Source organism: Novosphingobium sp., assembly GCF_030696665.1.
In the GTDB taxonomy this organism is placed as follows: domain Bacteria; phylum Pseudomonadota; class Alphaproteobacteria; order Sphingomonadales; family Sphingomonadaceae; genus Novosphingobium.
In genome coordinates this window covers 477,274-503,462 of record NZ_JAUYRV010000046.1, presented here as the reverse complement: position 1 = coordinate 503,462, position 26,189 = coordinate 477,274, and the positions used below count along the sequence as shown (strand labels likewise).

Here is a 26,189-nt window from a genome sequence, read left to right as displayed (position 1 = left end):
CAGCGCTTGACGGTTTGGGTTTAAGCGGGCAGTTAACTGTGCATGAGCCAGATGACCGTCAGCGAAGCCGTCCTTTCCCGCCGTTCGATCCGGGCGTTCAAGCCTGATGCGGTGCCGCTCGAGGTGTTGCAGCGGGTGATGGACAAGGCGCGGTGGGCGCCTTCCGGGTGCAATTTCCAGCCTTGGGAAGCCACGATCCTGACCGGGGCACCGCTGGCTGAATTGCAGGCCAAGATGCTGGTATCGCCCTTGCAGGATCCGCTGGAATATTCGTGGTCTCAGCCCGAAGCGATCCCCGAATGCAAGGCGCGCCTGCAGCAGGTGGGCAAGGCGATGTATCAGGCGATGGCGATTGAGCGGGCTGATGGCGATGCGCGGGCGGATTTCGTGCGCAACAATGCCAGCTCGTTTGGCGCGCCTGCGGTGCTGATGTGCTATTTTGATCGGCGCATGGGATCGCCGCAGTGGTCTGACACCGGCATGTGGTTGCAGACGATCATGTTGCTGCTGCGGGAGGAAGGGCTGGATTCCTGCCCGCAGGAATTCCTTGCGATGCATGCCCGCCTGATCAAGGATTTCATCGGCGTATCCGACGAAACGCATATCTTCTTCTGCGGCATGGCCATCGGCTATCGTGTGGAGGATGCCAGCGTAAATGGCTTCCCGCGTGAGCGTGAACCGGTGGACGGGAACGTGCGCTTCCTGGGATTTTGACCTTTCGCTCCACTGCCGTGCAGTTCCGCATTGGCAGGGCCACAACAATCCGCCTATGCAACGGGATGAGGCGCAAAGGCGCTCGCAAGGGGTTCGCAAAATCTTCGGGGGTAAGGCTCGCGCTTTGGCGGCGGGTCTTTGAGATATGCGGATTGGGGGCGAAACATGCCTTGGCGGAATGAGGCGGCGGAAGCGGGCGCGAGCGAGATTGGCCGCACCGCACTGCGTGGGCTTGGGCAACTGGGCGTGCAGCGCACCGTGGTTGCGCTGGGGCTGATTGCGGTTGCGCTGTTCATCGCGTTCAACAGCTGGCAACTGCCGCTGTTGCGCGATGCAGAAGCCGCGCTTTATGATTTGCGCGCCGCGAATTTTGCGCCGCCTGCCGATACGGACAAACGCGTGACGCTGGTGGTCTATACCGCCGATACCAACCGCGCGACCGGCCAGATTTCACCGGTGGACCGCACAATTCTGGCCAAGGCGCTGGCGGAAATCGACAAGCTGGGTGCCAAGGGCGTGGGCATCGACGTGCTGTTCGATAGCCCGCAGGACGATGATGAGGTGCTGCGCGCTTCGTTGAAGGCGATGCAGACGCCGGTCTATCTGGCTTATGCCGATAATCGCACCAATCCCGAAGCGATTACCTATGAGCAGGAGCAGGATCTCAAGGCGTTCCAGCAGAGCGTGCGGACCGACAGGGTTGGCCCGGCGTCGATCCTGCTTGAGACGGATTCCGATGGTGTGGCGCGGCGCTGGCCCAAGCAGTATCCGGGGTTGCCGCCGCTTCTTTCGCTGGCTTTGACGCAGAACAGTGCGGACGCAGATGCGCGCTTTGCCAAGTTCACCGGGCCGATCCGCTTTCGTGTGCCGACAGCGAGTGATCGTCCGGTGTTTGACAAGATCCCGATTGATCTTTTGGCCGACCCGGAAACTGCGCCCTTCGTGACCGATGTGATCAAAGGGCGCTATGTCCTGATCGGTGGCGATTTTGCGGACTTTGACCAGTTCGACACGCCGTTTACCCGCACCGGCAATCCGGTGACCGGAGAAACGCGGATGATCGGGGTGGAAGTTCACGCTTCTATGCTGGCGCAGCTCCTGGACAAGGCGTGGAAAGCGCCGCCTGCGGTGTGGATCAAGGTGCTGGCGGCCTTGCTGGCGGTGGGGCTTGGCGTGGCAACGGCGGTTGTGCAAACTCGCACGTGGGTGCTGGCGTTGGCGGTGGTGGCACAGTTTGCGGCGTTCCTCGCTGTGCCGTTTCTGGTGGAGCGGGCGGGGTATGACACGCTGGATCTGCCTGCCACAGGCTGGCTGATCGGCTGGCTTATAGCGTTTACGGCGATCAGTTCGGGCCTGCGCGCGATCAACGCGGCGCAGCGCGAATTTGCGCAAGGGGCGCTGGGCAAGTACCTGCCGCGCTCGGTTGCCGCAGAGATCATGCGCAACCCTGAGCGGCTTTCACTGCATGGCGAAAAGCGCGAGATTTTCTGCCTGTTCAGCGATCTGGAGGGCTTTACCAAGCTGACCCACGCGGTTGAACCGGAGATGATTGCGCGGCTGCTGAACGATTACCTCGACCGGCTGAGCGCGGTGGTGCTGGAATATGGCGGCACGCTCGACAAATTTGTGGGCGATGCGGTGGTGGCGTTCTGGGGCGCGCCGATTGCCTACCCGGACGATGGTGAGCGGGCGGTGAAGGCGGCGTGGGCGATGTATCTGGCGGGTGAGGATTTCCGCAAGAACGTGCCCGAAGGCGTGCCGAAGATCGGCCGCACCCGCGTGGGCGTGCATTATGGCGAGGCGGTGGTCGGCAACTTTGGGGGCGAGGGGCGCATTCAGTACACCGCGCTGGGCGATGCGATGAACACCGCCGCGCGGCTGGAAGGCGCGAACAAGACGCTCGACACGAAGGTGCTGGTGAGCCGTGAAGCGGTGGAGCGGTGCGGGCTGGACTGGTTCCGGCCAATGGGCGAAGTGGTGCTGCGCGGGCGGTCTACGCCAGTGCAGGTATTCGAGCCGGTGCCCGATATGCCGATGGAGCAGCGCCAGGTTTCAGCCGACCTGCTCAGCGCGCATTCAGCAGGTGAGGCGGACCGTGTGCAGGCCCTCACAGACAGCCTGTCCGATTCGGTGCAGGGCGATGACGCGATGATGAATTTGATCGAAAGACTGCGCGAGGCGCACGAGGGAGAGAACAATGGGCTGGGTTGATCGCAAGCTGATCCGCACGAGTGTTGCCGGAATGGCGGCGCTGGCCGGAGTGGCAATGGCAGGCGGCGCGATGGCGCAATCGGTGGTTGTTCGCTCAACCGGGCCGACGGCGGCGGCCTATCCGCAGGGCAAGAAGCTGCCCGCGAACGCCACCGTCGTGCTCAAGGGCGGCGATCAGGTGACGGTGCTGGACAAGGCTGGCACCCGCGTGCTGGCCGGGCCGGGCACTTTCACGCTGAACGGTGCGGTCAATCGGGATGGCGGTGGCGCGACTGCGCTGGCCTCAATGATGGCGCGCGGCGGCGGGGCACGCACGCGGACCGGGGCTGTGCGCGGGGCCGGTGCGGCTCCGGTGGTCGTGGCTCCCACCGCGCCTGAGAACGTGTGGCACATCGATGTGAGCAAGGGCGGCACCTATTGCGTGGCCGATCCCGCCGCGCTGGTGCTGTGGCGGCCTGACAAGACGCTGGATGGCACGGGAACGCTGCTTTCGCAGGATGGCAGCACTTCCGAAGTAAGCTGGCGCGCAGGCAATCCGCTGAAAGTCTGGCCATCGGCGACCGTGCCCGTGGTCGATGGGCAAACCTATACGTTCAGCAGCCCGGTCGGCGCGCCGGTAAAGATCCGCACGATGGTGCTTGGCACAGTGCCGACGGACGAGGTGGAGATTGCAGGCGCGATGGCGGAGAAGGGCTGCACCGCGCAGCTTGATCTGCTGGCCAACCTTGCCAGCGCGACGCAGGCGGGGGGCTGAGCATGCGGCGCAGAACGCTGGCGGCTGCGGGCGCATTCATGGCTGTCGCAGTGTCATCGGCGGCATTGGCGCAAGCGGTCGTCGTTCGCTCTACCGGGCCGACGGCGGTGAATTATCCTAAGGGTAAGCGGTTGCCTGCCAATGCCAGCGTTGTGTTGAAGGCGGGCGATGTCGTCACCGTGCTCGACAAGGCGGGGACGCGCGTTTTGAAAGGTGCGGGGTCTTTCGTGATGGACTCTGCGGTCAACCGTGATCGCGGGGCAGCTGCGCTGCTGGCGCGGTCGCTCAGCAATCCGGCGTCGGTTCGGGCAGGAGCGGTGCGTGGGGCGGCGTCTGGTGACCCCGACGTGGTGCTGCCGGTCAGCATCTGGATTGCCGATACGGTGCAGGACGGCAATGTCTGCGTGCCGCGTGGCAGTGACCTTTATCTGTGGCGCAGCAAGGCCGAGGCGCGCAGCTTCACCTGGCTGACCGAGAGTGAAGGCGGGGAAATGGTGCGGATGCAGTGGCCGCCCAAAACGGCTGGCATTGCATGGCCCAAGACCATGCTTGCGCCGCAGGAAGGCCGCACCTATCGCATCTATGACGAAACCACGCCCGACAAGGCAGCGGAGTTTCGCATCGTGACGCTGGAGCCGGAAGCCGTGCCTGCCGATGCTGCAGCGCTTGGCACGCTGCTGCTGGACAACGGCTGCAAGGCGCAGTTCGAATGGCTGGCAGAGGTTCTGGCAGAAGCACCCGCCGAATAACTTGACCGCCGAATGACTTGACCGGAGGCGGGGGTGCGGGGCAATGGCTGGGCCATGTCAAACGCTCCCGTGCCGTTAAGCCCGTCCGCTCCGCTCAGGCTGTTCAACAGCCTGACCCGCCAGTTGGAACCGTTCCAGCCGGTCCATGAAGGCGAGGCGCGCGTCTATTCCTGCGGGCCGACGGTCTATAACTATCCCCACATCGGCAACATGCGCGCCTATGTTTTTGCTGATATTCTGGGCCGAACGCTGTCGTTCAAGGGCTACAAGCTTACCCACGTCATCAACATCACCGACGTTGGCCATCTGACCGACGATGCCGATGCGGGCGAGGACAAGATGGAGAAGATGGCGCAGGCCGAGGCGCGTTCCATCTGGGACATCGCGCAGCATTATACCCAGGCCTACTGGGAAGACATCAAGGCGCTGAACATCCGACAGCCCGCACGCTGGACGATTGCGACCGAATTTGTGCCGCAGATGATCGCCTTTGCTGAGCGGATCGCGGACACGCATTGCTACGAACTGGATAGCGGGCTGTATTTCGACGTTTCGACCGTGGCCGATTATGGCCGATTGGCGCGGGCACAGACCGAGGACGGTGAGGGCCGCATCGAAGCCGTAGAGGGCAAGCGCAACGCGGCTGACTTCGCGATCTGGCGCAAGACTCCGGCAGGCGAGAAGCGCCAGATGGAATGGGATTCACCGTGGGGAAAGGGCGCTCCCGGCTGGCATCTGGAATGCTCGGTCATGTCGGGCGAAGTGCTCGGCTTTCCGTTCGACATCCACACTGGGGGGATCGACCACCGCGAAATCCACCACCCCAACGAGATCGCGCAAAATCAGGCATTCTGCTGCGCGGGCGGGCTGGACCTGCCCGCCAATTCCGGCGCGCGGGTGTGGATGCACAACAACTTTCTGGTCGAACGCTCCGGCAAGATGAGCAAGTCTTCGGGCGAGTTCCTGCGGCTGCAACTGTTGATCGATAAGGGTTTCCACCCGCTGGGTTACCGCATGATGTGCCTGCAGGCGCATTACCGCAGCGAGTTGGAGTTTTCGTGGGACGGGCTGACGGCGGCGCTGACGCGGCTGAAGCGGATGTTGATTGCCGTGGGGCAGTCGAAGGAGCGTGCGGGCGAAGGCGAGGCGCAACCGGGGCTGCGCTTCACGCCCTTCCTCGAACGTTTCGATGCCGCCGTGTCGGATGATCTCAACACGCCGGTTGCACTGACTGTGTTCGAGGAAGTTCTGGCGCTCAAGAAAGTTGATCCGGCGGAAAAGCTTGCGGCGCTTGCGGCGATGGACGCCGTTCTGGGCTTGGGCTTGCTGACGCTGGAACGTGCGGCATTGCGGCTGCGGCCGAAGGGTGTCGAGATCGAGGACGCCGAAATCGAAGCCACCCTCGAAGCTCGCAAAGCCGCACGCGCCGAAAAGGACTTCGCTCGTTCAGACGCCCTGCGCGACGAACTCGCCACCAAGGGCGTGGACGTGATGGACGGCGATCCTTTGGGCTGGGAGTGGAAGCTGGGTTGAGACTCTGGCGGGTCACACGCGAAAAGCACTCTGCGCTCGATGGTGAAGGAGCACGGCGATTTGGCGGGCGCTACAGTCCTCCCGGCTACCCGGTTATCTCATTGGCGTCGGAAGCAGGCCTCGCGGTTTTAGTAGCATTGCGTTATCTCCCGGCGTCCAGAGAAGATTGGCCAACAGACTTTATTCTTGGATGGACCGATGTGAACTGCGCTCCTGAACGTTTACCGGACGGATTTGATGAAGCGCAGATCAGGCAAGAAGTTGAAGCATGGCTGGTATCAGGGCGGTCATTGTTGATCGCTATACGATCCCGTGTCTTGCCAGAGGCCGACGTGGTTTTGATGAACCCCCTTCATGCGGAATTTGCCACCGTAGCGCCGCTTGCCGTCCGGCCATTCAGTTTCGATGATTGCATGCATCGTCCACCAATGCTGGAAAGATTTGCTGGCGACCTAGCGGGAGAGCAAAATCGATGACCGTCCTAGTGATGAATGCGATGGCCGCGCCGTTGGTTGAGGGTCGCTTGCCCGATTGGATCGAGCCGCGGTTTTTCCGCAGTGCCGATGAACTGTTCGAACTCGCGCCCCATGCCGAAATCGGCTGGTTCGACCTCTATCAGCCCGGCGGAATGGACAAGGCGATCCGGCTGGCGACGAAGCTGAAGTGGCTCAACTCGGTCTACTCTGGCGTCGATTTCTTCCCGCTCGATGTGCTGCGTGAACGGGGCGTGATCCTGACCAACGGCACCGGCATCAACGCCATCACTATTGCCGAATACGTCGTGATGGGCATGCTCACCGTGGCCAAGGGCTACCGCGAGGTTGTGCGTTCGCAGGACCGGCACGAATGGCTGCTGGATTCGCCGGGCAAAATGGAACTGGCGGGGAGCCGGGCGCTGATCCTTGGCTATGGTGCGATTGGGCAGCAGGTGGATCGGATGCTGCAGGGTTTTGATGTAGATGTGGTCAAAGTCCGGCGATCTGGTGGTGATGGGGCGTTGGGGCCTGATGAATGGCGCGCGCTACTTGGCACGTTTGATTGGGTGGTTCTGGCCGTGCCCGCCACGCCCGAGACAGACGGCATGATCGGCGCGGCAGAGATTGCGGCGATGAAGCCCGGTTCCACGCTGGTGAATGTTGCGCGTGGGGCCGTGGTGGATCAGGAAGCGCTGATCGCCGGGCTGAACGTGGGACGTCCGGGCCATGCCTTCCTTGATGTGGTGACGCCAGAGCCCCTGCCGCCTGAGCATCCGCTGTGGAGCGTGCCCAACGCGCATGTCACCAGTCATCTTTCGGGCCGCGCGCAGACGCGCATGTTTGAACGGTCGGTCACGCGCTTCCTTGAAAACCTACCCCGCTTCCGCCGTGGCGAACCATTGCAGCCGCAAGTCGATCTTTCTTTGGGCTACTGAAAGCCGGGGCGTGACTCTACTGTCGGGGTTTGTTAGCCCATGACCCAAGGGGCAGGTGCGGGGCCATAACGACACGCGCCGGATTTTTGCTCTGAACGGTCGCAGCCGAGTTGGGGAGGGGAGCGCCATGTGGCTGCGCGTTCCCGCAAGTGGAGCGACCGAAAATGGCTGACGGCAAAAAAGCATCCGACGTGTTCATTGAATGCCTTGAGGAAGAGGGCTGCGAATACATCTTCGGCGTTCCGGGCGAAGAGAACCTCGATTTCCTCGATTCGCTGTCACGCTCCACCAAGATCAAACTGATCCTGACACGGCATGAACAGGGCGCCGGCTTCATGGCGGCCACTTACGGTCGCCACACCGGCAAGACCGGCGTATGCATTGCTACGCTAGGGCCGGGGGCGACGAACTTCGTGACCGCCGCTGCCTATGCCACGCTGGGCGGCATGCCGATGCTGATGATCACCGGGCAAAAGCCGATCAAGAAATCGAAGCAGGGCCGGTTCCAGATTCTTGATGTCGTCTCGATGATGGGACCGATCACAAAATTCACGCACCAGATGCAGTCGTCGGACAATATCCCCAGCCGGGTGCGGGAAGCCTACCGCTTGGCCGAGGAGGAAAAGCCAGGCGCGACGCATATCGAACTGCCCGAAGACATTGCTGACGAACACACCGATTCCCGGCCGCTGAAGCGAAGTCTGGTCCGCAGGCCCAATGCCGATGCGAAGTCCGTCATGCAGGCCGTCCACGCGTTGCAGAATGCCAAGGCTCCGGTTCTGGTGATTGGTGCGGGTGCGAACCGGAAGATGACCGGAAAGATGCTTGCTGAATTCGTGGAAAAGAGTGGCATCCCGTTCCTGACCACGCAGCTTGGCAAGGGCGTAATTGATGAACGTCATCCCAAGTTTCTGGGTTGCGCGGCGCTCTCATCCGGCGACTTCGTCCATCGCGCGGTGGAAGACGCCGACCTGATCGTGAACGTCGGCCACGACGTGATCGAAAAGCCGCCGTTTTTCATGCGGAACGGCGGAACGCCCGTCATCCACGTTTCGACCAAGACGGCAGAGGTTGATCCCGTTTACTTCCCCAGCATCGAAGTCATTGGCGATATCGCCAATGCCATCTGGCAGATGAAAGAAGCGATCACGCCCAATCCGGCGTGGAATTTTGACCGGATGCTGTCCTATCGTGCTGCTGAAGTGGCGCACACTGTGCCGCTTGCGGCGGACGAGCGTTTCCCGGTGTTCCCGCCGCATCTGGTGCAGCAGGTGCGTGACTGCATGCCCGAGGACGGGATTATCTGCCTCGATAACGGCGTCTACAAGATATGGTTTGCGCGCGGGTATACCGCATACCAGCCCAACACCGTGCTGCTGGACAATGCGCTGGCCACGATGGGGGCAGGGCTGCCGTCTGCGATGATGAGCGCGATGCTTTACCCCGATCGCAAGGTCATGGCGATCTGCGGCGATGGCGGGTTCATGATGAACAGCCAGGAAATGGAAACTGCCGTTCGGCTGGGCCTGAACCTCACGGTGCTGATTCTCAACGACAATTCCTATGGCATGATCCGCTGGAAGCAGGCGAACATGGGCTTTGCGGACTTTGGGCTGACTTACAACAACCCCGATTTCGTGATGTATGCGCAAAGCTATGGCGCGAGCGGTTACCGGGCGGAGAGCGCTGCGCACTTGAAGGAACTGCTCGCCCATTGCCGCGATACGCCGGGCGTGCATCTCATCGAATGTCCGGTGGACTATTCGGAGAACGACCAGATTCTGAACAAGGATATCAAGGATCTGTCCAAGGCGCTTTGACGCATCGCAGTGTCGGCAATCACAGGGCTGCTTGAGTTCTCCTTGCGGGAGGGCGATAGCAGCCCGGTTGCCGCAGAGGAAAGCGTGGAGTTTCAGAACAGTGACCCAATTGAAAGACGTCTATCCGCTCTACCTCAACAACAAGGCGGTGCAGCCCAACACCGATCTGGCGGTGACCGACAAGTTCACCGGTGAGGTGGCTTTCCGCACCGCGCTTGCCACGCCTGACGTGATCGACGCGGCGATTGCCGGGGCCGTGCGCGCGGCAGAGCCGATGGCGCGGTTGGCCAGCTACGAAAAGCGCGATGTGCTCGACCACTGCGTGAAGCGCTTTGCCGAGCGCAAGGACGAACTGGCCTATGCCCTGTGCGTCGAAGCTGGAAAGCCGATTGCCGATTCCGAAGGCGAAGTGGGCCGTCTGATCGACACCTTCCGCATCGCGGCAGAGGAAGCAACGCGCAACTATGGGGAAGTTCAGCCTCTCGACATTTCCCCACGTGCCAAGGGCTATGTGGGCATGTGGAAGCGCGTGCCGATCGGGCCGTGCAGTTTCATCTCGCCATTCAACTTCCCGCTGAACCTTGCCGCGCACAAGATTGCGCCTGCCATCGCGATGGGCTGCCCTTTCGTGATGAAGCCTGCCAGCCTCACACCGCTGGGCGCGATCATCATGGGCGAGGTGTTGGCCGAGTGTGATGTTCTGCCCGAAGGCGCGTTCTCGATCCTGCCCGCCAGCCGCGATGGCGCTGACCTTTTTACCACTGACGAGCGGCTCAAGCTGCTTTCGTTCACCGGATCTCCCGGCGTGGGCTGGGAGCTAAAGGCCAAGGCAGGCAAGAAGAAGGTCGTGCTCGAACTTGGCGGGAACGCGGCAGTGGTTGTCGACAAGGACGCCAATCTTGAGCACGCGCTCGCCCGGATCATCTTTGGCGGGTACTACCAGTCTGGCCAGTCATGCATCCACGTCCAGCGCGTAATCATCCACGCTGACATCTACGATACGTTCCGCGATAGGCTGGCGGCAAAGGTCAAGGAACTGAAGTCCGGTGACCCCAAGAACCGCAACACCTTCATCGGTCCGATGATCTCGGCCAAGGAAGCGCAGCGGCTGAAGAGTTGGATCGATGCGGCAGTTGCGGGCGGGGCGACCCTGTTGGCAGGCGGTGGATGCGAGGGCAACATGCTCGAAGCCACGCTGCTGGAAGGCTGCAGCAGCGACATGGACGTCTATACCGAAGAAGCGTTTGGTCCGGTCGTCATCCTTTCGAAGTTCACCGATTGGGAAGCCGCGCTGGATGAAGTGAACGATAGCAAGTTCGGCCTTCAGGCGGGCCTGTTCACGTCCGACATCCAGAAGGTGATGGGTGCGTGGGACAAGCTTGATGTGGGCGGAATCGTGGTCAACGATGTGTCATCCTATCGGGTCGACAACATGCCCTACGGCGGTGTGAAGGATTCGGGCCTTGGGCGCGAGGGCATCCGTTTTGCGATGGAAGATATGTCCGAGATCCGAAATCTGGTCATCCGCCGCACCTGAAACCGTCCAAATCCCGCCTGTTGACCCGAACTATTGCTGAATTGTGTGAGAAAGGGTGTTTAGCCACTTGAACCTTGCTCGGTTGGTGGCCTAGTCTGTTCACTACGGGGTCGCATTGCAGCACTTCCGGTTCGGAATTCCGCGATAGACGAAACGTCGGGCGGCTTTCCTGTCGGTGGGGACGAGGGGCAATGCAGGGCATTTTCAAGGGATTAAGGCAGCGCATGGCTGTGCTTCGGGCGACATCACGCTCGGGTGCGCTGGCTATTGCGGCGTGTCTGGCGATGGCTGGGGCGGCACTGGGTGCCTCCTCGCTGCTCGGCCCCGATTCTGTCCGGGCCGAATCCCCCTCCGTTGCTGCAGGGCAAACCCTGCGTGGGCACATGGGCGTTGCATCGTGCGCGGGTTCCACCTGCCACGGCCGCAGCATTGCCGATGGCGCTGTTGTGCGTCAGGACGAACTGCTGCGCTGGCAGGAAGAATCCTCGCCCACCGGTGCGCACAGCCGTGCGTGGCGCGTGGTGCAGGAACCGCGCGGACAGGCGATCTTACGCCGCCTTGGCCTTGATGCCGCAGGGGCGCAGCGGGATTGCGCTGGCTGCCATGCCACACCCGGCGCGGCGCGCGTTGCCGATGGGGTCGATTGCGAAGGTTGCCACGGTTCATCGGGCAACTGGCTGTCCACACACTACACCGTGGGCGCAAGCCACGGGCGCAACGTGGCGCAGGGGATGACTGATCTGGTCAACCCTCAGGTTAAAGCGCAAGTCTGCCTCGATTGCCACTTCTCGGGTGACGCGCGGGGGCAATTTATCGCGCATCGCATCATGGCAGCGGGCCACCCCCGCATCTCGTTCGAACTTGACCTGTTCACCACGCTCCAGTCGCATCACGATGAAGACGCCGACTATGCCCAGCGCAAGGGTGGAAAGACCAATGCCATGCGCATGTGGGCCGTTGGGCAGGCCGAGGCGGTCAAGCGCAGCCTTGAACTGTTCAGCCAGCCTGCCCGCGTGGTTGACGGCATCTTCCCCGAATTCACGTTCTACGATTGCCACTCGTGCCACCGCCGCATCTACGATGGCGAAGCAGGCGCAAACGTAACGGCGGTGCCCAATCCGGGCCGTCCGGTCGATCTTGGAACGCCGCCCTATAACGACGAAAACATGATCATGCTGCTGGCTGCGGCCAAGGTCGTCGCGCCCGATGCCGCCGCCACGTTTGACGCACGCGCAAAGGCGTTCCACCGCGCAATGCTGGCGGGAAGGGCAGAAACCGTGGCCGCTGCACAGGCGCTGCGCCAGTCTGCGGATGCCTTGTCCAGCCGCTTTGCAGCGTCCAGCTTTACGCGCGAACAGACCTTCGCGATCATGGATTCAATCGCCAGCGATGCGATAGGCGACCGCTTCACCGACTATGAAGGCGCGGTGCAATCGGTGATGGCGGTGGATACGCTGCTGGGCGGCATGGTCAATCAGGGCATGGTGTCCACCGCATCGGCAACCACCCTGCGTGTCCAGATCAACCAGGCCTATGCCGCCGTGCGCGATCCCAACGGGTTCCAGCCCATTGCCTTCCGCCGCGCACTGGGCGGGGCAGTGCGTTCAATCCGGAGCCTGCGCTGATGCATCTGCCGCTGGCTCTTCGTCAGACCACTGCCGTCGTGCTGTCGCTATCGCTTGCTCTTGCCGGATGCGGCGGGGGTGATTCCGGCTCTGGCGATACGTTCACGCCAACGCCTACGCCCACTGCATCCTCGCGCTTCTTTGCCGATCCTGCGCAGGAAGCGCTAACCGCCAGCGAGGTCCAGCAGATCATCGCGCAAGCCGTGGGCGAGGCGCAAGCGCGCGGCAAGCCCGCGATCATCAGCGTGGTGGACCGGGTGGGCAACGTGCTTGCCATGTTCCGCATGAACGGTGCGCCCACGCGGATGCTCACCAGCCGCCGCACTGCCACAGGCCGGATCGCGAACCCCGGCATTGATGCACAAGGCCTGGATGTTGAAGCGACGATGGGCGCGATCAGCAAGGCGATCACCGGCGCTTACCTATCCTCCAGCGGCAATGCCTTTACCACCCGCACCGCCAGCATGATTGTGCAGGAACATTTCCCGCCCGCGCCCAACACGCCGGGCCTTGAATCCGGGCCGCTGTTCGGCGTGCAGTTCAGCCAGTTGCCCTGCTCCGATCTCAACACGCGGTTCATCACTGGAAATGCGGGAGCAGGCGCGTTCATCGGGCCAAAGCGTTCGCCGCTTGGTCTTGCTGCTGACCCCGGCGGACTGCCGCTCTACAAGAACGGCGTGGTCGTCGGCGGCATTGGCGTGATGGCCGATGGGGATTATGGCTACGACGCCGATGTTACCGACGTCGATGAAGACGCCGAGGAATACATCGCGCTCGCCGGGATTCAGGGCTTTGCGCCCGCCGCCGACATTGGCGGGGATCGCATCACCGCTGATGGCACCACACTGCGCTTTGCCGATGCCCAGCCGGGCAAGCTTGCGACCTTGCAGACCAGTTTTTTCGCGATCAACAACGTGCGCGGCACGCTGATCCCGGTGCGCGGCTATTATGATGGCAGCGCGGTTCTGGCAGGCACGGCCTATGGTAGCGAACGCAGCGGCATCCGCCGGGTCAGCGCGTCGGAATTCTCGCTGGCGGACGCTTACCTGCTCACGGATGGTGCGGGCAATCCGCGCTTCCCGGTGAAGGCTGGGACCGATGGTTCCGCCGTCGGACAGGCGCTGACCGCTGCTGAATCCCGCGCCGTGCTGGAAGAAGCGTTCACCGTGATGACCCGAGCCCGCGCGCAGATCCGCCGCCCGCTCGACAGCCGCGCACAAGTGACGATCACCGTGGTCGATACCTTCGGCGAAGTGCTGGGGCAGGTGCGCAGCCCCGATGCGCCGATCTTTGGCACCGACGTATCGCTGCAGAAGGCACGCACTGTGGCGTTTTTCTCCAACCCGGCAGCGGCGGCGCAACTGACCGGAAATACCGATACTGGCATCCCCGCTTTTGTTCAGCGTTTCCGCGATTTCTTCGGCGATTCAACGGCATTGACCGGCACCAAGGCCTTTGCTGACCGCGCCGTTGGCAACGTTGCACGCCCCTATTTCCCTGATGGAGAATTGGGGCGTCCGCCCGGTCCGCTGTCACGCCCTATTGATGATTTCAGCCCCTTTGCCACGGGCCTTCAGATCGCGCTGGTCGCCGGGAACGTGGTGCAACACGCCGGCTTCGTGCAGGGAGCAGGCAGCGACACCCCGCAAACCTGTTCTGCCGTGCCTGATACGCCAACCGGCAAGAAGCGGCTTGCCAACGGCATCCAGATTTTCCCCGGCGCTGTGCCGATCTATCGCGGCAATCGTCTGGTCGGCGCGATTGGCGTTTCGGGTGACGGGATCGATCAGGACGACATGATCTCGTTCCTGGGCTTGCACAACGCCGGAACGAAAGTGTCGGGAATCGGCAATGCACCCAAGGACATGCGCTCTGATACGATTGTCGTCGCGGTGGGCAGCGGTGTGCGCCTGCGTTATGTGAACTGCCCCTTCGCGCCGTTCCTCGATACGAGCGAACAGAACGTCTGCGAGGGCAAATGATGCAGCAGGTGATCGCCCTGATTGCACCGGCATTTGGCATCACCCAGCCAATGCCTATGCCGATGATGCCGTTTCAGGTGCTCGCAGCAGTCGAGGCAGCAACACCCGGTGCGGCGGAGCCACAGCAGGGTGCCTCGCCTGCAGCAGACAGTGCATCACAACAGGTTGATCCCAACACCACTGCGCTCCCCGGTGGTGAAACCGAAGCCGACGAAGCGCTGATCGATGGCCGCCGCCGCCCAGGCTACAACAAGCAGCTTCCCGACAAGGTCGAGCAGGACAATCCCGGCGCGGTCAACGCCCCACCGCCCGAAGCGTTTTACGACAAGTATGATGGCGAAGGTCCGATGAGCAATCTCGGCCTGCAGGTCGGCTTGCCGGATCGCTGGCGCATCGTGTCCTCGCTTTGCCCGCAGAAGGACAAGGCATCGGGCAAGATTGACCGTTCGCTCTACACGCTGTTTCCCCGGCTGGAGCACGTCTGCCATTCCTCGCTCGACCCGTTCCACCACAGCCTGCTGAAAGGTGACCGACCGCTGGCGCGCGGGAAACGCCCCGGTTTCCTGAAGGGTGAGGATTGGTTCCTGATCGCTGGCGCAGTCTCTGACACGATTGTCGAACCCCGCAGTTTTCCGATCCCCGTCGGCAACCAGACCACCAGCAATGCCAATCAGATCGACGTGTTCGGCCGCAGCAACAGCCTGGTGCTGGCGCAGACCTTCATTGCCAGCGTCTCGCTGCTCAAAGGCATGACCGCGTTCAAGCCGCCAACGATTGAATATCGCATCGCGATTGCGGGCAATATCAACCACGTCCAAGTGCCGGAACGCCGCGTCTTGTTCGTTGAACCGTCCAAGGGCACGCGCCGCACCGATGGCTTTGTCGGCTTGCAGGAAGCCTTCGTTGACTACCACCTCGGCAAGTACGATTCAAAGCGCTACGATTTCTTCTCGGTCCGCGCGGGCATCCAGCCGATGCAATCAGACTTTCGCGGCTTCCTGTTCAACGACAACCAGCTTGGCATCCGCTTCTTTGGTAATCGGGACAACAACCGCTTCCAGTTCAATCTGGCCGCATTCTGGCGCCTGGAAAAGGACACAAACTCCGGCCTGAATGACATTACGCAGGCTCCTCGCAACGATTTCCTGCTGATGGCCAATGTCTATCGGCAGGATTTTCCGATTGTCGGCCTCACCAGCCAGCTTTCCGCCACATGGAACATCAACCGTGAACGCGGTGAAGTGGCGGTGGACAAGAACGGCTTTCCGGTGCGCCCTGCGCTGCTGGGCGATCTGCGCGGGCGCAATTATGATGTGGTCTATCTCGGCTACGCCGCTGACGGACGCATTGGCCGCATTAACCTGACCGGGCAATTCTATGGCGCGCTCGGCCATGACAGCAACAATTTCCTGACCAGCGGCCCCGCCAGCATCCGCGCATTCATGGCCGCTGCCGAACTCAGTTATGACATCGACTGGACGCGCATCCGCCTGTCCGGCCTTTACGCCAGCGGCGACAGCGATCCCTATGACAAGGTCGAAGGCGGCTTTGACGCCGTGTTCGAGAACCCGCAATTCGCAGGGGCCGACACCAGCTACTGGATTCGCCAGACCATCCCCTTTGCGGGCGGTGGCCGTGCAATCTCGATCAATGGCCGCAACGGCATTCTCAATTCGCTGCGCTCTTCGAAAGAGCAGGGCCAATCGAACTTCACCAATCCCGGCACGATGTTGCTCGGGGTCGGCACGGATTTTGACCTGACGCCAACGGTGCGCGTGTCGACCAACGTCAACCACTTGTGGTTCGAGAACACGAAAGTTCTGCAGGTGCTGCGCAACGAAGGTTCGATCCCCAAGGATATCGGCTGGGACGCCTCGGTCTCGGCCATCTGGCGTCCCAATGCCTCGCAGAACCTCGTTTTCCGCCTGTCGGGCGCGGTGCTCGAACCGGGGCGCGGCTTTGACAACCTGTTTGCGCAACAGGGCAAAGCCAGCCGCTTCTATTCCGTCCTCGCCAACGCGACTTTGGCCTTCTGATGACCCAGCCCATGACCTTGACGCGCCGCATCCGCTCAATTCCGATGACTTGGCTGATGGCGGCATTTGCCGCGCTGCTGGTGCCAAGCGCCCTGTTTGCGGCGGGCGAGGAACCGGCCCAGAAGGTCAAGCACACCCGCGCCCCTGCCGCCCCGCGTGGCCAGCCGGGTGATACGGCGGAAGAGCAGTGGGCCTTCGTCGACAAACAGAACGCGGGCTGCGTCAGTTGCCACACGCAGAGCGACCACCGCACCATGCACGCCAGCCCTGCCGTGGTCCTGTCCTGCGCCGATTGCCACGGCGGCGATACCAAGGTCGTCGCGGACCGTTCGTGGAACCACAATTCGATGGAATATGTGGGCGCGATGAAGGACGCTCACGTGCTGCCGAAGTACCCGGTGGCGTGGGGCTGGCCGTCCTCGGCCAATCCGAAGCGCTCCTATGCGCTTTTGGCCAAGGAAAGCCCGGACTTCATCCGCTTCGTGAACCCCTCAGACTATCGCGTAGCGCGCGATTCCTGCGGGGCGTGCCATATGTCGATCATCGAGGCATCGGAACGCTCGCTCATGTCCACCGGTGCGATGCTGTGGGGCGGGGCGGCCTATAACAACGGCATCGTTCCGTTCAAAAACTACATGTTCGGGGAAAGCGTTACGCGTGAGGGCGAACCCGCGCTGATCAAATCCGCTTCCAGGGAAATTGGCCCCGATGGCAAGCCGATGTGGGGCACGGTCACGCCGAAGGAAAAGGCGCGCGGTGCGTTGCCGATCCTCTATCCGCTGCCGCGCTGGCACCAGATCCCGCCGGGTGACGTGTTTCGCGTGTTCGAGGATGGTGGCCGCACGATCAACCCGCAGTTCCCCGAAATCGGCCTGCCCAACTCGACCGGGCTGATCCAGCGTCTGGACGAGCCGGGCCGCCCCGATCTCAAGCAGTCCAACCGTGGCCCAGCCACTGGCCTGCGCGTCGCCATCCCGGTCCTGAACATCCACAAGACACGGCTGAACGACCCGTTCCTGTTCCAGATGGGCACCAACGACCAGCCGGGCGACTACCGCTCGTCGGGCTGCGCATCGTGCCACGTGATCTATGCGAATGACCGCGAACCGCGCCACTCGCTGAACTACGGCAAGTGCGGGCGCGACGGGCAGACGATTACGTCCGACCCCACGATCAACAGCTTGCGGGAAGGCCAGCACCGCAAGGGCGCCTATGGCACTTATGATGCCGCAGCCCATGAATCGCACGACAAGGTGCGCGGCACCGTGCTCGGCGGGCAGGGCAGCTACATGGGCGGTGACAAGTCCGATCCCGAAGCGTCGCACGACATGGAAGCCGACTGCGCCCGCGCGATTTCGGCCGCCGAACAACTGGTCTATGCCCCGGCCAAGGGCGTCGCCCCGCACGGCACGATGGACCATGACAACATGGACCAGGCCTCGGCCCACGCCACTGCCGGGCTGGACGAAAAGGGCCATGCGAAAAAGGCTGACGCCAAGCACGGTGGAGGGCACGGCGATGATTCGCATGAACCCACCGGCCCCGCGGCCATGCAGGATCGTGAACGCGGCCATCCACTCGTCCACGCCTTCACCCGCGCCATTCCGACTGCGCAGTGCATGAACTGCCACATGCACCAGCCGAACATCTTCCTGAACAGCTACCTCGGTTACACGATGTGGGACTATGAATCCGATGCGCCCAGCATGTGGCCGGGGCCGGAAAACCGCGCGCCCAAGCCTGCAGGAATGTCCGATGCGGACTATGAAAAGGCGTTCAAGAAGCAGTTCTACCCGAACATCGACGAGCAACGCGAAGTGCTGGACCGCAACCCCGAAGGCGCGTCCACGCGCGGGCTATGGCGCGATGTCGAATTTTTGCGCAACGTCTATGACGTCAACAGCCAGGCCAAGGACACCCAGTTCGCCGACTATCACGGCCACGGCTGGAACTTCCGCGCCATCCTGAAGCGCGACCGTCGCGGCAACCTGCTCGACGACGATGGCGACATGAGCACCTACGGCACTGACACGGCGCATATCATCGACCCGAACGACCCCGAGAAGTTCCGTAAAGGCACCGAGGGCAAGTTTGTTGAGGTTGGCCCCGACAATCCCGGCAAGACAGTCCACATGATGGACATTCACGCCCAGATCGGCATGCAATGCGCGGACTGCCACTTCGCGCAGGACAGCCACGGCAACGGGTTGATCTATGGCGAGGTCGCCAATGCCGTGGAGATCGGCTGCAAGGACTGCCACGGCACCCCCGACGCCTATCCCACGCTGCTGACATCGAACCTTGCAGCGCCCGAGAAAGGCAACAACCTGTCGCTGCTGCGCAACGCCGACGGCCAGCGCCGCTTTGAATGGTTCAACGAATCCGATGGCCGCCGCGTGCTGCTCCAGCGTTCGATCATCGATCCGAACCTGTCATGGCGCGTGAGCCTCGTCAGAGATTCAGTCGATGCGCGCTTTGCCGGGCAGATGGACAGCGCAGGCGCCCCGATCTTCAATCCCAAGGCTGCGCGTGCCAAACTGATGGCAAAGTCCGCTTCGGACGATGGTGATTACAAGTTCGGCACTGGTATCCCCAAGGAATCGCGCGCCCACCGTGACGACGACATGGCCTGCTTCACCTGCCATCTTTCATGGACCACATCGTGCGCAGGCTGCCATCTGCCGATTGAGGCCAACTGGAAGTCAGCGACGCACAAGTACGAGGAAGACTTCACCCGCAACTACGCGACCTACAACCCGCAGGTCGCGCGTGATGACATGTTCCAGCTGGGCAAGCACCAGCGCAACAAATCGTCCGGTTCCGATCCGGTGCAATTCGATGCAGCAGGCAATCCTGTCAGCGGCAAGGCGATCACCGCGCCGATCCGCTCCACTTCGGCGCTGATCCTGTCATCGACCAACATCAACCGCGAACGCATCTACGTCCAGCAGCCGCCGATTTCCTCGATCGGCTATTCGTCACAGGCCTTCGCGCCGCACTTCCCGCACACAGTCCGCAAGAACGAGACGAAGCAGTGTACCGACTGCCATGTTGCGCAAGGTGAGGACAACAATGCGGTGATGGCGCAGCTCCTGCTGCTCGGCACCAACTACGTGAACTTCGTGGGCATGAACGCCTGGTTCGGCTTGGAAGGCGGCTTTGAAGCCGTGCGCGTGACCGAATGGGACGAACCGCAAGCCGTGATCGGCTCCTACCTCCACCGCTACGCCTATCCAGACTACTGGAAACTCCACGTCGAAAAGAACGACCGTGAGCTGAAAAACTGGACCCGCGGCAAGATCTTCGATGCGAAGCTTTCGGGCGAAACCACCGGGCAGGAAGAATTTGCCAACGTCGTTGAAGGCACGAAGGATGCGGTGCGCTGTCTGCAGATGCGCGGCGAATACATGTTCGTGGCCGAAGGCAAAGGCGGCTTCCGCGCCTATGACATTGCCGCGATTGGCGACAAAGGCTTCTCCGAACGCATCGTTACCGCGCCGTTCTCCTCGCTCGGTCACAATACCCACATAAAGACCAAAAACGCGACTTGCATGGCCTTGCCCACCAATCAGGCCATCGCCCCCACGCGCAACACGCCTGAACTGCGCGGCCTCAATCAGGAACAGCCGTTCTCGCCGATCTACAGCTATGCCTTCGTTACCGATGCGGTCGAAGGTCTGATCGCGGTCAATGTCGATACGCTGGCCGATGGCGAATTCCGCAACAACTTCTTTGACCGCAGCTTCACCTTCAACCCCGACGGCGTGCTCACCGGCGCGCGTCACATCACGCTGGCGGGCGACTATGCTTATGTCGTCACCGACAAGGCGCTGGTTACGGTCCACCTGACCAAGCCTTGGTCGGCGGCCAAACCGTGCGAGATCAGCGCGACGAAGGGCGGCGAGACCTGTCTGGATCCGCGCGTCACCTCCGTCGTGCCGCTCAGCGATCCGCGCGGCACCGCGATGCAGTTCCGCTATCTGTGGGTGACGACCGCCAATGGCCTTGAATTGATGGACGTGACCAATCTGGCCGAGCCAAAGCCGGTCAGCGGAGCCACCGTGCCGCTGGCGGATGCCCGCCGCGTCTACCTTTCGCGCACTTACGCCTATGTCGCGGCCAAGGGACAAGGCCTTGTGATCGTGGATATAACCGCACCCACACGCCCATCGATCTACACCAGCTACACAGCAGGCGGGCAACTGACCGATGCCGAAGACGTGATCGTGGCGTCCACGAACGCTTCGCTATTCGCCTATGTCGCCGATGGCCGGAACGGTGTGAAAGTGCTGCAACTGACCAGCCCCGGCAGCCAGCCCAATTTTTATGGCTTCTCGCCCGAACCCAAGCCGGAGCTGATCGCATGGGCGCGCACGCCCACGCCTGCATTGGCACTGTCCAAGGGGCTGGACCGTGACCGGGGTGTCGATGAAACCGGCGGACAGATGGCGGTGTTCGGTCGCCTTGGCTCACGCCCGTTCACCCGGCCCGAAATGGAAGAGCTGTTCCTCAATGCCAAGGGTGAGGTGTACCGGGTGACGAATGCCGTGGACATGAACCATTGGGTTGGCGCGAAGACCGCACCCATGCTGGCTCGAAGCAACTAGTTGGCGAGGAGACCGGGTGCATCACAGGGCACCCGGCAATCCGTTCAATCCTCGCTGAGTAGCAGGATTTCGCACTCCACTTCCATCAGCGGCGCGGGCAGTACTTCGTGATCAACGCGGGTCACAGTTGCATCGGCCACCAACTGGCCTCGCACCCGGAACTCATGTTCAGGCAATAGCGCGACGAAGCGCTCGCCGTCGCTCACCGCATCGCTTCCGGCAAAGCGCAGAACCAGCGTGTGCCGCGCGCCCGAGAATGTGATGCTCGCCCACGGGGCTTCGGCATGGCTCACCACTTCGGCCTGTGGCCCGGCGATATCGCGCACTGAACGCAGCAGCCGCTCCGCCGTGCCAAGACGGCGTGGGGGCAGGGAAGTGCCCACTGTGGACTTGGTTTCGAAGGCGTTCAAATCAAGCAACATGGACATTCTCCGCAAAATTGTTCATGAAATGTTCTACACGTCTTACCATCGCGGAGCGCGGCTCACGCCCGTTGCGCAAATCGCCGATCAGGCGGGGATCGTGCGCGGCAAGGCGGCCGAATTTCGTCACGGGCATGCCCGTGCTCTCGATGAATTTTTCAATGCGGCGGAGAAGCATGGACTTGGACCCTCCCTGAAAGTGCAACCGGATGAAGCGACTCGTAATAGGATTTTTCCTATGTTGATCTTGAAATCCTACAATGCTAGGAAAAGTCCTTCGAAAGTGGAGGAAGGCCGATGGGCAATGATTCTGATGCCGGTGATTCTGATACCGGTGCCCGAACGCGGTTGGTCGCGCTGGCTGCGGGGCGCGGCGTAAGTCTTGCGGCGCTTTCTGCGTTGATTGGTCGTAACACTACGTACCTTCAGCAATTCGTCCGCAAAGGCAGCCCGCGCAAGCTTGAGGAGAACGACCGTCGCACCTTGGCCGAGTTCTTTGGCGTGCCGGAAGGCGAGCTTGGGGCATCCCAGCGCGGCGGCGTAGTTGCTGTTGAACAGGGCCGGGTGCTGCCAGTTTCCGCCCCCTTACGCGCGATGACCGCCGAATGGGCTGACGTTCCGCGCTTGCCGCTTGGTGCATCAGCAGGGCCGGGCGCACTTCCTGCAGAGGAAATACCCTCTGGCCGCCTGCGCTTTTCCAACCGCTGGCTCAAGGGGCAGGGGCTCGAACCGGCTATGCTGTCAGTGATTGAAGTTGAAGGTGATTCGATGGAGCCGACCTTGCGCGATGGCGACGAAATCCTCGTCGACCGTACCCCGCGCCCCTTGCGCGCAGGCATTCACGTGATCCGGCTCGACGATGTACTGCTGGTCAAACGGCTCGAATCCGGCCCCGGCGGCATGGTGCGCGTTATCTCTGACAACGTCGCCTATCCACGCCTTGAACGGCCAGTGCAGGACGTCGAACTTGTCGGCCGCGTCGTTTGGAAAGGCGGTCGTCTATAAATCGTCGCCTACAGCGGCCGCGTCGAAGGTGGTCGGGCGGCGCAGGCAACGCTGCATGGTCTTGCCAATCCCTCTGTCGCGCGCCATCTCATCGAAATGACACAGCCCTCAGCCGAACCACCCTTCAAAGTCGCAATCATCCCCGTCACGCCGCTCCAGCAGAACTGCACGCTGGTGTGGTGTACCAAGACAATGCGCGGCGCGTTTATCGATGCGGGCGGCGATCTTGAAAAGCTGCGCAAAGCCGTCGAAGTCACAGGCGTCACCATTGAAAAGCTGCTCGTCACGCATGGTCATATCGACCATTGCGGCATGACCGGCATTTTCGCCAAGGAGCTGGGCGTTGCGATCGAAGGCCCGCACGAGGCGGACCGGTTCTGGATCTCGCAGTTGGATGAGGACGGCAAGCGCTGGGGCATCACCGGTGAGGTGTTCGAGCCTGCGCGCTGGCTGAACGATGGTGACAAGGTCACCGTGGGCGAAGTTGAGCTCGACGTGATTCATTGCCCCGGCCACACGCCCGGCCATGTGGTGTTCCACCACGCTCCGTCCCAAGTTGCGATTGTCGGAGATGTTATCTTCCAGGGTTCAATCGGTCGCACCGATTTTCCACTGGGCAATCATCAGGATCTGATCGATTCGATCACACAAAAGCTTTGGCCGCTGGGCAATGATGTGACTTTCGTCCCCGGTCATGGTCCAAACAGCACCTTCGGCCGTGAACGTCAGACCAACAGCTATGTCAGTGATTACGCGCTAAGCTGAAAGCTCTCCGCTCGCAGGCGGAATTGGGGGGGAGGGCGTGTTCGCACACGGCTCCCCGCCGCCAATTTTACATATCCAGCGCGATTGAAACGGCCCACACGGCCAGTCCCAGTTGCGACAGCATGGTCACCAGCGTGCCGACACCGCGCAACGGCATCAGCGGCCCGCCGTCCATGCCCACGCCATGCGCCACTCGGCCCAACATAAACGCCCCGGCCACGCCCATGAGGTAGATGTTCCCGGTGCGCGCCAGTTCGATCACGGCGATCAGCACCAGCATGATTGGCGTGTTTTCAATGAAATTTGCCTGAGCGCGCATGCGGGCGATCAGGTCCATGTCACCGCCATCGCCTATGCTGATCTTTTTTGACGTCCGCAGCATTCCGATGCGGATGGAAAGCCATATGTTGATTGCCGCAGCGGCCGCAGCCGCGCACAGCGTAATGGGCAGAATGATCATGCCTTTTGGTACTCCCCCTGTTTTGATGACTTGGTCGTCGTGATCCAGCGCATTGCTAGCGCGCCTATGCTTGCAAAGCACCAGAAATTCCGTATAGGCGCGCCTTCGCCCGTGATTTGGCGAATCCCGATCCCGTTGGCGACAAGTCGCTGCGCTCCGGTCCTGTGCTGAACAGGGCTTGTGCGATGGGCCGGTTTTCCCTATCGCGCCCGCAACAAAACTACGCAATTCAGGAACAGGTGCCGAAATGGCCGTCCCCAAAAGAAAAACTTCGCCTTCACGCCGGGGCATGCGCCGCAGCCATGACTCCCTCAGCCCTGATGCATTCCATGAATGCTCAAACTGCGGTGAACTGAAGCGTCCGCACAACCTGTGCAACGCATGCGGTCACTACAACGGTCGCGAAGTCATCGCCGTCGGGCTTTAAGCCTTTAAATCGGGGGGACTGAGGACATGAGCCTGCCGCGTATCGCCGTCGATGCGATGGGCGGCGATGAAGGCGTGCGTGTCATGATTGAGGGTGCGGCACTTGCCCGCCGTCGTCATGACCGCTTCAAGTTCCTTCTCGTCGGTGATGAGGCCCGCATCAAGCAGGCTCTCGAAAGCCATCCCAACCTGCGGAGTGCGGCGGAGATCCTCCACGCACCCGATGTTGTCTCGGGTGACGAAAAGCCGACTCAGGCCCTGCGCCGCGCCAAGACCACGTCGATGGGCTTGGCAATCAACGCAGTGAAGCAGGGTCATGCTGGTGCTGCGGTCAGCGCGGGTAATACCGGCGCGTTGATGGCTATGGCCAAGCTTGCGCTGCGCACGATGCCAGGGATCGATCGCCCGGCGCTTTCTGCGTTGCTGCCTACGCTTGGCGAACATGACCTGATCATGCTTGATCTTGGCGCCAATACCGATTGTGACGCGCGCAATCTTGTGCAGTTCGCAATCATGGGCGCAGCCTACGCGCGCATCGTCAACGGGCTTGAGGCACCGCGCGTGCGTCTGCTCAACATTGGCACCGAAGAAACCAAGGGCACCGATTCGGTGCGTGACGCAGCCAACCAGCTCAGGGGGCTGGCCGGTGAGCTTGCGATGAGCTTCGATGGCTTCACCGAGGCTGACAAGCTTTCGCGCGGGGATTGCGACGTCGTCGTGACAGACGGTTTTTCGGGCAACATTGCGCTTAAATCGATGGAAGGCGCGGCACGTTTCGTGGCCGATCTGCTCCGTCGCAGCTTCTCCTCGTCGCTGCGTTCGAAGTTCGGCTTCCTGATCTCGCGCCCGGCGACTGAATTGCTCAAGCACCATCTCGACCCAAACAACCATAACGGCGCAGTCTTCCTTGGCCTTAACGGCGTCGTGGTGAAAAGCCACGGTAGCGCAACGGCGGTTGGCGTGGCCAATGCCGTGGCGGTTACTGCGCGCCTGCTGGAGGAAAACCTGACCGAGCGTATCCAGGCCGACCTTGCACGCCTCGGCGCAGAAAGCATCCGCACCACCGGGCGTGGTCGCACCGCCGCTGTCAGCAGTGAGGACGCGGCATGACCATTCGTGCGGTCATTCGCGGCAGCGGTTCGGCCTTGCCTGAGCGGTGCGTGACCAACGCTGAAATGACGACGATGGTCGATACTACGGACGAATGGATCGTCGAACGTACCGGCATTCGCCAGCGTTATATCGCGGGCGAGGGTGAGACCACAGCAACCTTGGCGACTCTGGCAGCCCGCCGCGCGCTTGAAGCCGCTGGCATCGATGCGGCGCGGGTCGATCTTATCGTGCTTGCTACGGCTACGCCCGATCAGACGTTCCCGGCCACTGCCACGCTGGTCCAGCACAATTTGGGCTGCAATGGCGGCATCGCGTTTGACGTTGCGGCGGTGTGCTCCGGCTTCCTCTATGCGCTGGCAACTGCGGATTCGATGATCCGCACAGGCATGGCCAAGTGCGCGCTGGTAATCGGTGCGGAAACTTTCAGCCGCATCCTTGATTGGGAAGACCGAACCACATGCGTTCTTTTCGGTGATGGTGCCGGCGCGATTGTGCTTGAAGCACAGGACGTGGACGAGAGCGATCCCACGGCACCCGGTGTAATCGCCACGCGGCTCCATGCAGATGGTGCGCACAGCGAACTGCTCTATGTCGATGGTGGACCTTCTACCACCGGTACAGTTGGCAAAGTCCGGATGAAGGGCCGTGAGGTGTTTCGCCACGCGGTGACCAATCTTGCCAGCGTGCTGCGCGAAGTGCTTGAAGCAACAGGGCATAACGCCGCTGAGATCGATTGGGTCGTGCCGCATCAGGCCAATTTCCGCATTCTCGATGCCACCGCGCGCAAGCTTGATCTGCCTGCGGAAAAGGTCATCGTCACGGTTGATCGGCACGCCAATACCAGCGCCGCCTCCGTGCCGCTGGCCTATGACACGGCGGTGCGTGATGGACGGATCAAGCCCGGTCAACTCGTGATGTTTGAGGCAATGGGCGGTGGATTTACGTGGGGCGCCAGTCTGGTCCGTGTCTGAATCGGCTGTGTGTGAATTGTCCTGCGTGTCGTTACGTAACAAGCTGGG

At 61.9% G+C, this 26,189-nt stretch carries 21 protein-coding genes; 19 read left to right on the top strand and 2 right to left on the bottom strand.

Annotated elements, in window-relative coordinates; all coding sequences use genetic code 11:
• Positions 1–42 precede the first annotated feature (42 nt).
• The 13 genes from Q8R81_RS15215 to Q8R81_RS15160 all read left to right on the top strand — a co-directional run bounded on the left by Q8R81_RS15215 (position 43) and on the right by Q8R81_RS15160 (position 20,979).
• Entirely contained in the window at positions 43–714 is a 672-nt protein-coding gene (locus Q8R81_RS15215) for a nitroreductase (RefSeq protein ID WP_371135382.1), read from the top strand.
• A 165-nt stretch (positions 715–879) separates the two neighbouring features.
• On the top strand, positions 880–2,925 hold the full coding sequence (locus Q8R81_RS15210) for an adenylate/guanylate cyclase domain-containing protein (protein WP_305619277.1): 2,046 nt from the start codon (positions 880–882) through the stop codon (positions 2,923–2,925).
• Entirely contained in the window at positions 2,912–3,679 is a 768-nt protein-coding gene (locus tag Q8R81_RS15205; RefSeq protein ID WP_305619276.1) for a hypothetical protein, read from the top strand. Before Q8R81_RS15210 ends, Q8R81_RS15205 begins: the two co-directional genes overlap by 14 nt.
• Before the next feature lie 2 nt (positions 3,680–3,681).
• Positions 3,682–4,428: a hypothetical protein gene (locus Q8R81_RS15200; protein ID WP_305619274.1), complete on the top strand. Its 747-nt coding sequence runs from the start codon at positions 3,682–3,684 to the stop codon at positions 4,426–4,428.
• A 54-nt stretch (positions 4,429–4,482) separates the two neighbouring features.
• A complete protein-coding gene (cysS, locus tag Q8R81_RS15195) occupies positions 4,483–5,961 on the top strand; it encodes a cysteine--tRNA ligase (RefSeq protein WP_305619272.1) in 1,479 nt (492 codons plus the stop codon).
• Complete coding sequence (locus tag Q8R81_RS18400) at positions 5,946–6,437, top strand: RES family NAD+ phosphorylase (RefSeq protein ID WP_371135381.1); 492 nt, start codon at positions 5,946–5,948, stop codon at positions 6,435–6,437. The genes cysS and Q8R81_RS18400 overlap by 16 nt, the downstream gene beginning before the upstream one ends.
• Entirely contained in the window at positions 6,434–7,372 is a 939-nt protein-coding gene (locus tag Q8R81_RS15190; protein WP_305619270.1) for a D-2-hydroxyacid dehydrogenase, read from the top strand. The genes Q8R81_RS18400 and Q8R81_RS15190 overlap by 4 nt, the downstream gene beginning before the upstream one ends.
• 164 nt (positions 7,373–7,536) lie before the next feature.
• Positions 7,537–9,192, top strand: coding sequence for an acetolactate synthase large subunit (locus Q8R81_RS15185; RefSeq protein ID WP_305619268.1), 1,656 nt, complete (start codon positions 7,537–7,539; stop codon positions 9,190–9,192).
• Positions 9,193–9,292: 100 nt separating this feature from the next.
• Positions 9,293–10,729, top strand: a complete 1,437-nt coding sequence (locus tag Q8R81_RS15180; protein WP_305619266.1) for an aldehyde dehydrogenase family protein — start codon at positions 9,293–9,295, stop codon at positions 10,727–10,729.
• 224 nt (positions 10,730–10,953) lie between these two features.
• The gene (locus Q8R81_RS15175; RefSeq protein WP_305619265.1) at positions 10,954–12,354 is read left to right on the top strand and encodes a multiheme c-type cytochrome; all 1,401 of its coding nucleotides are present in this window, start codon (positions 10,954–10,956) and stop codon (positions 12,352–12,354) included.
• The gene (locus Q8R81_RS15170) at positions 12,354–14,336 is read left to right on the top strand and encodes a heme-binding protein (RefSeq protein ID WP_305619263.1); all 1,983 of its coding nucleotides are present in this window, start codon (positions 12,354–12,356) and stop codon (positions 14,334–14,336) included. The genes Q8R81_RS15175 and Q8R81_RS15170 overlap by 1 nt, the downstream gene beginning before the upstream one ends.
• A complete protein-coding gene (locus Q8R81_RS15165; RefSeq protein WP_305619262.1) occupies positions 14,336–16,372 on the top strand; it encodes a hypothetical protein in 2,037 nt (678 codons plus the stop codon). The genes Q8R81_RS15170 and Q8R81_RS15165 overlap by 1 nt, the downstream gene beginning before the upstream one ends.
• 11 nt (positions 16,373–16,383) lie before the next feature.
• A complete protein-coding gene (locus tag Q8R81_RS15160; RefSeq protein WP_371135380.1) occupies positions 16,384–20,979 on the top strand; it encodes a hypothetical protein in 4,596 nt (1,531 codons plus the stop codon).
• A 44-nt stretch (positions 20,980–21,023) separates the two neighbouring features.
• Here the strand turns inward: Q8R81_RS15160 and Q8R81_RS15155 are convergent, their stop codons facing one another.
• On the bottom strand, positions 21,024–21,401 hold the full coding sequence (locus Q8R81_RS15155) for a hypothetical protein (protein WP_305619260.1): 378 nt from the start codon (positions 21,399–21,401) through the stop codon (positions 21,024–21,026).
• On the opposite strand from Q8R81_RS15155, the gene Q8R81_RS18395 reads away from it, so the two are divergent.
• From Q8R81_RS18395 to Q8R81_RS15140, 3 genes are all read left to right on the top strand, one after another.
• Positions 21,400–21,780, top strand: coding sequence for a hypothetical protein (locus Q8R81_RS18395; RefSeq protein ID WP_371135379.1), 381 nt, complete (start codon positions 21,400–21,402; stop codon positions 21,778–21,780). The genes Q8R81_RS15155 and Q8R81_RS18395 overlap by 2 nt on opposite strands.
• On the top strand, positions 21,699–22,406 hold the full coding sequence (locus tag Q8R81_RS15145) for a LexA family transcriptional regulator (RefSeq protein WP_305619255.1): 708 nt from the start codon (positions 21,699–21,701) through the stop codon (positions 22,404–22,406). The genes Q8R81_RS18395 and Q8R81_RS15145 overlap by 82 nt, the downstream gene beginning before the upstream one ends.
• Before the next feature lie 96 nt (positions 22,407–22,502).
• A complete protein-coding gene (locus Q8R81_RS15140) occupies positions 22,503–23,171 on the top strand; it encodes an MBL fold metallo-hydrolase (protein WP_305619253.1) in 669 nt (222 codons plus the stop codon).
• A 67-nt stretch (positions 23,172–23,238) separates the two neighbouring features.
• Here Q8R81_RS15140 and Q8R81_RS15135 read toward each other — a convergent pair whose 3' ends face one another.
• Positions 23,239–23,631, bottom strand: a complete 393-nt coding sequence (locus Q8R81_RS15135) for an MAPEG family protein (RefSeq protein WP_305619251.1) — start codon at positions 23,629–23,631, stop codon at positions 23,239–23,241.
• Between the two features lie 247 nt (positions 23,632–23,878).
• Between Q8R81_RS15135 and rpmF the strand changes: the two genes are divergently transcribed.
• The 3 genes from rpmF to Q8R81_RS15120 are packed head-to-tail and all read left to right on the top strand — an operon-like array spanning position 23,879 to position 26,141.
• Positions 23,879–24,058 (top strand): 50S ribosomal protein L32, encoded by a 180-nt coding sequence (gene rpmF, locus Q8R81_RS15130; RefSeq protein ID WP_305619249.1) that lies wholly within the window; start codon positions 23,879–23,881, stop codon positions 24,056–24,058.
• 26 nt (positions 24,059–24,084) lie between these two features.
• Complete coding sequence (plsX, locus tag Q8R81_RS15125) at positions 24,085–25,167, top strand: phosphate acyltransferase PlsX (protein WP_305619247.1); 1,083 nt, start codon at positions 24,085–24,087, stop codon at positions 25,165–25,167.
• Entirely contained in the window at positions 25,164–26,141 is a 978-nt protein-coding gene (locus Q8R81_RS15120) for a beta-ketoacyl-ACP synthase III (RefSeq protein ID WP_305619244.1), read from the top strand. The genes plsX and Q8R81_RS15120 overlap by 4 nt, the downstream gene beginning before the upstream one ends.
• Positions 26,142–26,189 lie beyond the last annotated feature (48 nt).

Coding starts and splice junctions, on each gene's coding strand:
- Q8R81_RS15145 (WP_305619255.1), top strand. CDS start 21,699: ATGGGCAATGATTCTGATGCCGGTGATTCTGATACCGGTGCCCGAACG.
- Q8R81_RS15120 (WP_305619244.1), top strand. CDS start 25,164: ATGACCATTCGTGCGGTCATTCGCGGCAGCGGTTCGGCCTTGCCTGAG.
- Q8R81_RS15140 (WP_305619253.1), top strand. CDS start 22,503: ATGACACAGCCCTCAGCCGAACCACCCTTCAAAGTCGCAATCATCCCC.
- Q8R81_RS15190 (WP_305619270.1), top strand. CDS start 6,434: ATGACCGTCCTAGTGATGAATGCGATGGCCGCGCCGTTGGTTGAGGGT.
- Q8R81_RS15215 (WP_371135382.1), top strand. CDS start 43: ATGAGCCAGATGACCGTCAGCGAAGCCGTCCTTTCCCGCCGTTCGATC.
- Q8R81_RS15175 (WP_305619265.1), top strand. CDS start 10,954: ATGGCTGTGCTTCGGGCGACATCACGCTCGGGTGCGCTGGCTATTGCG.
- Q8R81_RS15160 (WP_371135380.1), top strand. CDS start 16,384: ATGACCTTGACGCGCCGCATCCGCTCAATTCCGATGACTTGGCTGATG.
- Q8R81_RS15165 (WP_305619262.1), top strand. CDS start 14,336: ATGCAGCAGGTGATCGCCCTGATTGCACCGGCATTTGGCATCACCCAG.
- Q8R81_RS15185 (WP_305619268.1), top strand. CDS start 7,537: ATGGCTGACGGCAAAAAAGCATCCGACGTGTTCATTGAATGCCTTGAG.
- cysS (WP_305619272.1), top strand. CDS start 4,483: ATGTCAAACGCTCCCGTGCCGTTAAGCCCGTCCGCTCCGCTCAGGCTG.
- Q8R81_RS15205 (WP_305619276.1), top strand. CDS start 2,912: ATGGGCTGGGTTGATCGCAAGCTGATCCGCACGAGTGTTGCCGGAATG.
- Q8R81_RS15170 (WP_305619263.1), top strand. CDS start 12,354: ATGCATCTGCCGCTGGCTCTTCGTCAGACCACTGCCGTCGTGCTGTCG.
- Q8R81_RS15155 (WP_305619260.1), bottom strand. CDS start 21,401: ATGTTGCTTGATTTGAACGCCTTCGAAACCAAGTCCACAGTGGGCACT.
- Q8R81_RS18395 (WP_371135379.1), top strand. CDS start 21,400: ATGGACATTCTCCGCAAAATTGTTCATGAAATGTTCTACACGTCTTAC.
- Q8R81_RS15210 (WP_305619277.1), top strand. CDS start 880: ATGCCTTGGCGGAATGAGGCGGCGGAAGCGGGCGCGAGCGAGATTGGC.
- rpmF (WP_305619249.1), top strand. CDS start 23,879: ATGGCCGTCCCCAAAAGAAAAACTTCGCCTTCACGCCGGGGCATGCGC.
- Q8R81_RS15200 (WP_305619274.1), top strand. CDS start 3,682: ATGCGGCGCAGAACGCTGGCGGCTGCGGGCGCATTCATGGCTGTCGCA.
- Q8R81_RS15135 (WP_305619251.1), bottom strand. CDS start 23,631: ATGATCATTCTGCCCATTACGCTGTGCGCGGCTGCGGCCGCTGCGGCA.
- plsX (WP_305619247.1), top strand. CDS start 24,085: ATGAGCCTGCCGCGTATCGCCGTCGATGCGATGGGCGGCGATGAAGGC.